At 61.6% G+C, this 10,276-nt stretch carries 12 protein-coding genes; 4 read left to right on the top strand and 8 right to left on the bottom strand.

The genetic code is table 11. From position 1 onward, the window contains the following. Nucleotides 1-210: 210 nt before the first annotated feature. The 8 genes from M3N55_RS03955 to M3N55_RS03920 all read right to left on the bottom strand — a co-directional run bounded on the left by M3N55_RS03955 (nucleotide 211) and on the right by M3N55_RS03920 (nucleotide 6,733). On the bottom strand, nucleotides 211-897 hold the full coding sequence (locus M3N55_RS03955) for an extensin-like domain-containing protein (protein WP_249056574.1): 687 nt from the start codon (nucleotides 895-897) through the stop codon (nucleotides 211-213). A 9-nt stretch (nucleotides 898-906) separates the two neighbouring features. Next, a complete protein-coding gene (locus M3N55_RS03950) occupies nucleotides 907-1,821 on the bottom strand; it encodes a prephenate/arogenate dehydrogenase family protein (protein WP_249056573.1) in 915 nt (304 codons plus the stop codon). Beyond that, nucleotides 1,818-2,906, bottom strand: coding sequence for a histidinol-phosphate transaminase (hisC, locus tag M3N55_RS03945; RefSeq protein WP_249056571.1), 1,089 nt, complete (start codon nucleotides 2,904-2,906; stop codon nucleotides 1,818-1,820). Before hisC ends, M3N55_RS03950 begins: the two co-directional genes overlap by 4 nt. A 112-nt stretch (nucleotides 2,907-3,018) precedes the next feature. Next, nucleotides 3,019-3,996, bottom strand: coding sequence for a DMT family transporter (locus tag M3N55_RS03940; protein ID WP_249056570.1), 978 nt, complete (start codon nucleotides 3,994-3,996; stop codon nucleotides 3,019-3,021). Between the two features lie 57 nt (nucleotides 3,997-4,053). Then, the gene (gene ygfZ / locus M3N55_RS03935) at nucleotides 4,054-4,809 is read right to left on the bottom strand and encodes a CAF17-like 4Fe-4S cluster assembly/insertion protein YgfZ (RefSeq protein ID WP_249056568.1); all 756 of its coding nucleotides are present in this window, start codon (nucleotides 4,807-4,809) and stop codon (nucleotides 4,054-4,056) included. Nucleotides 4,810-4,926: 117 nt separating this feature from the next. After that, nucleotides 4,927-5,838: a pirin family protein gene (locus tag M3N55_RS03930; RefSeq protein ID WP_249056566.1), complete on the bottom strand. Its 912-nt coding sequence runs from the start codon at nucleotides 5,836-5,838 to the stop codon at nucleotides 4,927-4,929. Nucleotides 5,839-5,984: 146 nt separating this feature from the next. Continuing rightward, nucleotides 5,985-6,368, bottom strand: a complete 384-nt coding sequence (locus M3N55_RS03925) for a hypothetical protein (RefSeq protein WP_249056565.1) — start codon at nucleotides 6,366-6,368, stop codon at nucleotides 5,985-5,987. Between the two features lie 50 nt (nucleotides 6,369-6,418). Further along, entirely contained in the window at nucleotides 6,419-6,733 is a 315-nt protein-coding gene (locus M3N55_RS03920; protein WP_249056562.1) for an HNH endonuclease, read from the bottom strand. Between the two features lie 81 nt (nucleotides 6,734-6,814). On the opposite strand from M3N55_RS03920, the gene M3N55_RS03915 reads away from it, so the two are divergent. From M3N55_RS03915 to M3N55_RS03900, 4 genes are all read left to right on the top strand, one after another. After that, on the top strand, nucleotides 6,815-7,198 hold the full coding sequence (locus M3N55_RS03915; RefSeq protein ID WP_249056560.1) for an SgcJ/EcaC family oxidoreductase: 384 nt from the start codon (nucleotides 6,815-6,817) through the stop codon (nucleotides 7,196-7,198). A 370-nt stretch (nucleotides 7,199-7,568) separates the two neighbouring features. Continuing rightward, nucleotides 7,569-7,949 carry a hypothetical protein gene (locus M3N55_RS03910; protein WP_249056559.1) on the top strand — a complete coding sequence of 127 codons (381 nt, stop codon included), beginning with the start codon at nucleotides 7,569-7,571 and terminating at the stop codon, nucleotides 7,947-7,949. Nucleotides 7,950-8,033: 84 nt separating this feature from the next. Beyond that, a complete protein-coding gene (locus M3N55_RS03905; protein WP_249056557.1) occupies nucleotides 8,034-9,434 on the top strand; it encodes a leucyl aminopeptidase family protein in 1,401 nt (466 codons plus the stop codon). Further along, a complete protein-coding gene (locus tag M3N55_RS03900) occupies nucleotides 9,431-10,258 on the top strand; it encodes a C40 family peptidase (RefSeq protein ID WP_249056555.1) in 828 nt (275 codons plus the stop codon). The genes M3N55_RS03905 and M3N55_RS03900 overlap by 4 nt, the downstream gene beginning before the upstream one ends. Nucleotides 10,259-10,276: the final 18 nt, after the last annotated feature.

Raw genomic sequence — 10,276 nt, 5'->3', positions numbered from 1 at the left:
GCAACCCATGCAACCTCATCTCCTGACATGATAACCAAAACAGCAATGCTTCCCGCCGCCTCAGCCAACCAACAACGTCCCCGCCGCCGGTGAAGCGCTATCTAGGCCACACGCTTTTTACACGCAACAGGAAAATGACACGCGATGTTATATTTTCTGCAAAAAAGTCATAAGATATTGTAATGTATAACTTATTTTAAGGTGCTGGCGCTAACGACAATACGATCCGCCGCGATGAGCCGCGGTGTCGTAGTGAAAGTGATTCTCGTGCATGCCATCTGAGCCAGGGCCAAGCGTGGTCCCGAAGATACCACAGGCTTTGGTGTGCATCTGGCGAAGCGCGCGGCCGTGACGGGATTGCCGGGACCAGTCATCCTGCACCGTGATCGCAGTGCCGTCATTCAGGATGATCGCGCTGATATCGATCGCCCGGCCCTTGCCATGCTCCGAGATACGCGCACCCGGACGGTGGTTGCGTGTTCGGCAAACGTAATGCGCGGGGACACGCAGTTCCGTCACGGCGGCGCTGTCACGGCCAAGGGCCGGGCGCATAGCTTGTGTGACCCAGCGGTGCAGCGCCGTTGCCGTTGGGCAATCCAGTGTGGCCGGTTGTGACAGCTTGATGCCATCCACATGCGTGACCTGCACCGGCGCCGCGACACCGCAGCCATTGGTCGCCGAGGTAATGGGGGCGATGGCCGCGCCTTGCAGCCCCGCCACACCACAAAGATTGCCAGCCGAGGAATTTCCCCGCGATGCGATATCGCCGGTAAAGGGAATCACCCGCCCCAACAGACGTCCGACGCCGCCGCGCTCATCCGGGGCGCGCACCCCGCCGCCGGAACAGGCGGACAGCGCGGTTACGGTGGCCAGAATGGCGACGAGCGGTTTGAGCATGGCCTGTCCCTAACGTTTGGAGCGCCCGAAATCCGGGGCGTCGGTATCCTGCCCGGCGTCGATGATACCGCGACGAATGGCGCGGGTGCGGGTGAAATAGGCATGCAGATGCTCACCGTCGCCGCGCCGGATGGCCCGTTGCAGGGCAAAGAGTTCTTCGGTGAAGCGGCCAAGGATTTCCAGCGTTGCGTCCTTGTTGGTCAGGAACACGTCCCGCCACATGGTCGGGTCGCTGGCCGCGATCCGAGTGAAATCGCGAAACCCCGCTGCGGAATACTTGATGACTTCGCTATCGGTGACGCGGCGCAGATCATCGGCCACGCCCACCATTGTATAGGCAATCAGATGCGGGGTGTGGCTGGTTACGGCCAGCACAAGGTCATGATGCGGCGGGTCCATGACATCGACCTGCGCGCCCATGCCCTGCCAAAGCCGTGTGAGGCGATCAAGCGCAGCGGCATCGACCCCGTCCTGCGGGGTCAGGATTGTCCAGCGATTGTCGAACAGTTCGGCAAAGCCGGCACGCGGGCCGGAATGCTCGGTCCCGGCCAGCGGGTGGCCGGGGATGAAATGAACATTATCGGGCATATAAGGCCCGACCGCGTCAATGATAGCCTGCTTGACGGACCCCACATCGGTGACGGTCGCACCCTGCGCCAGATGTGGGGCAATGTCCTGCGCGACGGCATCCATCGCCCCCACGGGCACGCAAAGCACAACCAGGTCCGCGCCTTGCACCGCCTCGGCCGCCGTGTCCGTAACATGATCCACCAGCCCGATTTCAGCGGCAATGGCGCGGCTTTCCGCGGAACGCGCGGTGCCTACGGTTTCCGCCACCAGCCCGCCGCGGCGCATGGCGAGCGCCATAGAGCCTGCGATCAGCCCTAGCCCGACAAAGGCCACACGCTGGTAAAGCGGGGTCATCTCTGCCCATCCATGAAGCGGTCGATGACATGGGCGACACGGCGGCAGGCCGATTCGTCGCCCACCGTGATGCGCAAAGCCTCGGGCAGGCCGTAGCTGGACACTTGTCGCACGATCAGCCCATCGGCCAGCAACGCCGCATTGCAGGCTGCGGCCTGTTCGGCGCTGGCAAAGCGCGCCAGCACGAAATTGGCGAAAGAGCGGTCGGTGGCAACACCCGCCGCGTTCAGCCGATCCGCCAGCCAATCGCGCAGGCGCGCGTTTTCCGACAGCGACCGCGTGATATGCGCCGCATCGCCCAGCGCGGCTTCGGCCACGTCCAGCTGTGTGTTCGACAGGTTGAACGGCCCACGCAAGCGGTTCAGAACCGCCATCACATGCGCCGGGCCATAGCCCCAGCCGATGCGCAGCCCACCCAGCCCGTGCAGCTTGGAAAAGGTGCGCGTCATGACAACATTCTCGCGGGCATCGACCATGGCGGCACCGCCGTCATAACCCTCGACATATTCGGCATAAGCGCCGTCCAGCACCAGCAACACCTGCGGTGGCAAACCATCGGCCAGACGTTCCAGTTCCGATAGCGGCACCATGGTGCCGGTCGGGTTGTTGGGGTTGGCGACAAAAACCAGTTTGGTGCGCTCTGTGACCGCCGCCAGAAGCGCGTCAATATCGGTGGTGCGGTCCTGTTCCGGCGCTTTCACCGGCGTTGCCCCAGCGGCCATGGCGCTGATCGGATACATCAGGAACCCATGCTGCGAATACAGCACTTCATCCCCCGGCCCGGCAAAGCCTTGGCACAGGAAGGTGATGATCTCATCAGAGCCGACGCCGCAGATGATACGCGACCCATCCAGCCTATAATGCGCGGCCAGTGCGGCGCGCAAACCCGCATGATCCGTCGAGGGGTAGCGATGCAGGTCATGGCCCGCGCGGCGATACGCTTCCCGCGCCAATTCACCCGCGCCAAACGGGTTCTCGTTCGATGACAGTTTCAAGGCATCGTCGCGCCCTGATATCTTGGCTGTCCCGCCCTCATAAAGAGCGATGTCCATGATGCCGGGTCGCGGGCGGATCTGGTGGGGCATGGAATGTCCTTATGGTCTTGCTGACCACGTCTTAGCGCCGCAAAGGACGTAGGACCAGAACCCATTGACGCCAAAACAGCGCAGCAAGTCGATCGCGTTGCACTTGTGCCGCTTAAGGCTGCTCTGCTGCCTCTTGCGAGACGGATTGCAAACCACTGACGCGCGGAAAAGTGCCAGTGTCGGTCCGCGTGCGCGTGGCCAGCACCGGGCGGTTTTCCGACACATTGGCGGTTTCCTCGCGCATCAGGATGAAGATTCCACTTGCGATGATGATCGCCGCCCCAAGGATGGTGAACAGATCCACGCTTTCCCCGAAGATCAGCGCGCCGAACAGGATTGCCCAGATCATCTGGGAATACTGCATGGGCGCAACCTGAAAGGCCGGCGCGCGCTTATAGGCCGCGATGACGCACAGGCTGGCACCCAATGCCAATGCAGCCATAGCTGCCAATGCGCCAAAATCGGCCAAGGGCATGGGACGGTAAACAAAAGGCAGGACTGCGCCCATAACAACAAGATTGGCCATCATCGGATATAGCAGCAAAACGACATTGCGCTCTTCCGCCCCGATCTTGCGCACGATGATAGAGGCGATTGCGCTGCCCAGCGCCCCGACAAACGCCGCAAGATGGCCAAGGCCAAGTTCCGCGCCTTGCCCCGGACGCAAAACGACCAGCACCCCGAACAGGCCGACCAAGACCGCAACACTCCGACGCCACCCCACGCGCTCGCCAAGAATTGGCACCGAAAGGAGGGTTATCAACAAAGGCGTTGCAAACAGAATGGCATAGGTCTGCGCCATGGGCAGAACGGAAAACGCATAGAACACGCTGACCCCGGTCAGAACCGCCGCCACCGTCCGCAAGATGGTCCAGCCGGGATAGCGCGGCAACAGGTTGCCATCGGTGCGGTCGCGCATCAGCATCAGCATGGCGATGGGCAAACCCAGAAGCACGCTGAAAAACACGATCTGCACGGGGCTGTAACTGCCGCCCAGTGATTTCACGATCACATCATGCGAGGAAAACAAAACGAAGGCCAACAGTGCAAGCCCGGGCCCAGCAAAACGCGATGTCAGGCCAAGTGGCATGGCGGACCCTTTCGTTACTGCGCCACTGATACCGCTATCATGCTCTAGGACCGCATTTCAATCAAGGCGAGTCGTTTCGGGCATAAAGATCGTGGCGTCGCCCGCCTGCAAGGCCCCCTCCGCTCGGTTAAAGCGCAGATAGGCAATCGCCTCGCCACCGCTTTGGGTAAACAACCGCCCCACAGCTTTGCCATCTGCCGCAATCTCGGTGCCAACCTCGGCGTGCCCTTCGATCCGAACAGTGGTCAGACCTTTGCGCAGTTCTGTCTTGTGATGCATCCGCGCAGTCACTTCCTGCCCGACATAACAGCCCTTGCGGAAATCGACACCGTTCAGACGTTCAAAGCCGCATTCCAGAATAAAACTGTCATTCGGAACCAGTTCTATACCCGCTTCCGGCACGCAATGCGCCACCCGCAGCGCGTCCCAATCTGTGCCATCTTCGGGCAGGTCCGCACCATAAACACGCCAGCCCAAAGCCGGGTGGCGCGGGTCGGCCAAAGCGCCGTCCGGTGCCGGGCCAGTGCCACGGCTGACCGCCATGTCCTCGCGCACCAACGTAATCGGAGCGCGCAGCTTGTACATGCTCAAGCGTTTGAACAGATCGTCCGCCAAAGGCGCCGCCACATCAACCAGAACATCCACGCCATCTTTCACCAAAAAGAAATCGGCAAGGTATTTGCCCTGCGGCGTCAGAAGGGCCGCATACACGATCCCGCCAGACGTCAGATGACGCGCATCATTGCTCACCAATCCTTGCAAAAAGCCGACCGGGTCTTCGCCCGCAACGCGGATGATCGTCCTGTCCATCATGTCCACCTCTGGCTGCTCTGTTTCGCATATAGGCAGCGGGCGCGCCCGCGAACACCCCTGCTTCATCTTGCCCCAAATACTCCGGGGGTGCGGGGGCAACGCCCCCGCCCTATGCCGTCAATGCGCGGGCTGAATGAATGTGCCATTGCGCAGGTCGCGCATGGCTTGGCGAATTTGCTCTTGCGTGTTCATCACGATCGGTCCGTGCCACGCGACCGGTTCCTGCAACGGTGCGCCAGAGATCAGCAAGAAACGGATTCCCTCTTCGCCCGCCTGCACCGTCACCTCGTCCCCTGTGCCAAAGCGGATCAGCGTCCGGTCGCCCGACATGTCGCGGATATTGACCTCTTGGCCCATAACCTCTTTTTCAAGCAGCACGCCCGACGGCGCAGAAGCATCCGCGAACATCCCGGACCCGGCAAACACATAGGCAAAGGCGCGGCGGTAAGTGTCGACCTTGAAGGTCTTGCGCACGCCCGGCGGGACCGCGATATCAAGATATTGCGGATCAGCGGCAATTCCGTCGACAGGGCCGCGCTTGCCCCAGAAATCGCCCACGATCACCCGCACCTTGGTGCCATCATCGTCGATCACCTCTGGAATATCCCCCGATTGCACATCCTGATACCGGGGCGCTGTCATCTTCAGCGACCCCGGCAGGTTGGCCCAAAGCTGGAAGCCGTGCATTTGCCCGCGCCTGTTTCCACGCGGCATTTCCTGGTGCAAAATGCCCGAACCGGCGGTCATCCATTGCACATCGCCCGCGCCCAGCGTGCCGGTGTTGCCCAGGCTGTCACCATGGTCGACCTCGCCCGCCAACACATAGGTGATTGTTTCAATGCCCCGATGCGGGTGCCACGGGAACCCGCGCAAGTAATGCTCGGGGATTTCATTGCGGAAATCGTCGAACAGCAGAAACGGGTCCAGTTCGGACGGGTCCTGAAAGCCGAAGGCGCGGTGCAGATGCACACCGGCACCTTCCAGCGTCGGGACAGCTTGGCGGATGTCGATTGTTGGACGGATGGACATGGCATTCCCCTTGGAACAGCTTCGTTGCTGTCCAAGATCATCTGTCTTGAGCAGGATTCAAGCCAAGACCTGCGCGCCGTGGGTGTTCATTTTCGCACAACCCCTCATCGTCAAGGGCTGCCTAAAAGCGGGGCGCGCACAGTGTATCAGGATATGAACCAAGTCACGCGCCACGCATAGAATACCCCAAAAAGAAGCGCCGACCCGATTACAATGCGGATCATGAGGCGGCGCATCCATGACGGTTCAGGAACCGAAACCTCCTCTGTCCCCGTGGGGTCTGGTGCCGGGGCAGAGCGCCGCACGCTTTGGATAAAAGAGTTCAGCGCGGTTGCCTCGGCTGTGCCGGACTCTGCCGGGCGCGCCCGGCGCTTGGCCGCGCGCAGCTCCGGCCAGCGGGTCCAGACATCGCGCGGAGCCGATCGCGGCAGCTCTGCCAAGCGCGGGTTAGCGATAATTCCCACCCGGGCTTGGCGCGCGGCCAGAGTTTCCTCCCGCCTTCCGGGCCCGAGTTTGAGAGTTCCGTTCATCCATGCCCCCTATGTGCCCCAGCTTTGTTCCCAGACTAAACCACGCGGGTTTATATTCTCTTACCGCCACGGCGGCGCGCGCCGGGCACCCGAGACATGAAATCCGGCGGACGCTTTGCGACCCATGCTGCGAATTTTGCCAGACGCGGATGGCTGCGCAAAGCCTCTGGCGTGTTAAAGTCGCGGGCCAATTCGGTTTCCGACAACGTTGCGTGGATTTCTTTGTGGCAGATGTGGTGCACCAAAATCACCGGTCCACCCTTGCCGCCGCGCAGCTTGGGCACAAGATGATGCAGGCTTTGCGGCACTCCCGGCGGAATGGGGCGGTCGCAAAGCGGACATGTCGGGATTGGAATATCGGGCATGGTGCTGGCAGCGCAATCGACTTATTGTCGAAGAAGTAGATACAGAATACCATTCGACAACACCTTACAGAACAGATCAACATGCCGACAGAAAAGATCGCTGCCTTGCTCGATGACTGGAGCGCCGCCCTCGCGTCCGGGGACGCGGACCAAATCGCGGAGCTTTACGCACCCGACGCCGTGCTGTTGCCAACGGCCTCTTATCAGATCCGGCTGGAGCCTGGCCAAATCCGGCGGTATTTCCGCGATATCATGCAACGCACGCCCAGCGCCCGCTTCATGGAAGTGCATTCGCGGCGGTTTGACACTGTCGGCATAAATTCGGGCATCTACACCTTCAAAATGCACCGCAGTGACGGCACACCCTTCGAATTGGTCTGCCGCTTCACTTTCGTCTACCTGCTGTTCGACGGGGTCTGGAAGATCATCGAACACCATTCGTCAATCATGCCCGATCAGCTCTGACTCAAGATCTACATGCCTGCGCCGCCTCCAGCAGGATGAAGCCCTCGGCATGCAGCCTGTATGCGGAACCCAACAAGGTCAGGTGCATAGAGTTCAACTCGTTGACAGGTCCGTGTAGAATACGGTGCCGCAACACGCGTCCGTCAGTCTGGTAATCGGCTTTCTGCCCGCACTGCCGTGTTATCAATATGGCCCAAAGGCCGCGACACATGTCGAACTGACCCCACACCAAGCTTAATTGCCTTATTCTTGATGTAATGATGGCCTACAAACGCAACCCGTTTTCATGGCAAGATCTGGTCAGCATAAACCAGATCTTAAAGATATGCTGCGATGCTGGCGTTGTCATTATATACATCAGGACATGTTCATGATTGCCATCACACGTCTGGAACCGTCGGACTCGATCACTGTGGATTGCTCGGTTGTCACAGCCCTGTTCCGCACCCACGGCGCTGTCGTAGCAGAGGATATGCTCATGGGGCAGATCGTCGAACTCACGGATGGTATTTCGGCGCTTGACCGTCTGGGCGCAGACGCTGCGGCACCTTGCACAAAAGACCGGTTGCAGGACTTGGCAACACTTGCGGGCGATATTGGGCTCACCTCGCTGGCGCAGGCTTTGGCAGCGGTCGCGCAGGCAACGGCAGCAGACAATCGCATGGCGCTGCCCGCACTTTGGGACCGCGTCAAGCGCATCGGCGACCGGTCGCTGGTGCGGTTGTGGGACTTGCCGCAACTGCGCATGTAGCATCCACATTCAAACGAAAAAGCGCTGCAAATCCACTCTTGACTGGTCTAGTGTCCTTGCAAACGCATGGAAGGACATCGCGCAATGACCACCGTTTCACCCTACAGCTTTGCCCCGGATGGCCATGGCACCAAGGAACTGCACCTTGTTGCGGTGGAAACGCTTGATAGCTGGCTGGAAACCCAATCGCGCCGGGTCCGAAACTGGCTGTCTTCCACCGGGTTCGCCGCGAAATCGGGCGAAATCGCGCTCATCCCTGATCCGGATGGCGCCTTGGTCAGCGCCGTAATCGGCCATGGCACAGCGCGCGATCGTGCGCGCGCCCGCTTTCATCTGGGGGGCAGCCGGCGCGCCCTGCCGCCGGCACGCTACAAGCTTCACCATGCGCTCGACCCCGACGCTTTGGCAGAGGAGGCCTTGGGGTGGTTGCTGGCGGGCTACAGCTACCGCGCCGGGCCGCCCTCGCCGCCAGCCGACATGGCCAAACTTGTCGCACCTGACGGGGTCGACGCCGCGCAACTACAGATCATTGCAGCCGCTGAAGTGTTCACGCGCGACCTTATCAACACCCCTGCCGCATCGCTTGGCCCGGAGGAGCTGGAAAGCGCCGCCATGGGGCTCGCCACCCGGTTCGGAGCAGACATGTCCGTTACCTATGGCGACGATTTGCTCTACCAGAACCTGCCGCTGATCCATGCCGTCGGACGGGCTTCTGACCGCGCGCCGCGACTTCTGGACATGCGCTGGGGTCAAACCGGCCCAAAACTGACCCTTGTGGGCAAAGGTGTCTGTTTCGACACCGGCGGGCTGAACCTGAAACCCGGCGCATCTATGGGGCTCATGAAGAAGGACATGGGCGGGGCCGCAACCGTGCTTGGACTGGCGCAAATGATTATGGCATCCGGTTGGCCTGTGCAGTTGCGCGTGCTCATCCCGGCTGTCGAAAACGCGGTATCGGGCAGCGCCATGCGGCCGGGCGATGTGCTGACCTCGCGCAAGGGCCTGACGATAGAGGTGAACAATACCGATGCCGAAGGTCGGCTGGTGCTGGCCGATGCGCTTGCACTCGCCTGCGAGGATGCGCCGGATACGCTCATCTGCATGGCCACACTGACAGGGGCCGCGCGGGCAGCACTCGGCCCCGATGTCCCGCCCTTCTACACGCATGACAGCGCCTTGGCACAAACGCTCATGTCCGCCAGCGCCCGCGTGCGCGACCCGCTGTGGCAAATGCCGCTTCATCCCGCCTACCAAGCGATGATCGAACCGGGCATTGCCGATCTGGACAATGCGCCCGCAGGTGGCATGGCCGGGTCCATCACGGCCGCTCTCTTCCTTGACCGTTTTGTCGAAGGCAAAACCCGCTTTGCCCATTTCGACATCTATGGCTACCAGCCCAAACCCGCGCCCGCCCGCCCCAAGGGAGGCGTAGGGCAAGGCGCGCGCGCGCTATTTGCCGCGCTGCCGGATGTTCTGGACCTGTGAGCGATCCTCGCCTGACCCCATTTTCAGGCCGCGTGGCGCATGACAGCCTGCGCGGCCAGATCGACGCGCCCGCCTTCGTGCCGGGCACACCCGCCAATGTGACCGCCCCGCTGGCAGACCTGCTGCGCCGCCCTCATGGCCCGCGCGACCGGCAGCTTTTGCGCGGGGCGGCTGTGACCGTTATCGACCAGACGGATGACATGGCTTATCTGGTCTGGGACGGCTATTGTGGCTGGGTCCGCGCTGTTGCCCTTGGCCCCAGCACTGTTCCGACCCACCGCATCAGCGCCGCCGCCAGCCATCTTTACACCGCGCCCGACCTCAAAAGCCCGGACCGCGCGGCCCTGTCGCTGAACGCGCAACTGGTCATCACCGGCGCGCAGGGTGCATTCCTGCAAACAGAGTGCGGCCATTTCATCCCAAGCCAGCACGCCGCGCCACGCGACAAGCCCGCCATAGACCCGGTCGCGGTGGCAGAGCAACTCCTCGGCACCCCGTATCTGTGGGGCGGCAACAGCCACGCGGGCATAGACTGCTCGGGGCTGGTGCAAGTCGCCTTGCACGCCTGCAATCGCCCCTGCCCGGCCGATAGTGATCTTCAGGAACGCGCCTTTGCCGCCCATAGCCTGCCCCCCGGCACCGCTGCCCAGCGCGGTGATCTGTTGTTCTGGCGCGGTCATGTCGCTTGGGTCGTGTCCCCCGACACCATCCTGCACGCCAATGCCCACAGCATGTCGGTGGCCTACGAAAATCTGCCGGGTGCAATCAGCCGTATCGCCCCCGATAGCCCCGTGACAGCGCATATCCGGCTTCCAACACCCTGATTTCATCTTGCCAAAAAT

Source organism: Roseinatronobacter domitianus, assembly GCF_023336755.1.
In the GTDB taxonomy this organism is placed as follows: Bacteria; Pseudomonadota; Alphaproteobacteria; order Rhodobacterales; family Rhodobacteraceae; genus Roseinatronobacter; species Roseinatronobacter domitianus.
The sequence above is the reverse complement of the archived record's forward strand: the minus strand, read 5'-3'. Positions and strand labels throughout refer to the sequence as shown.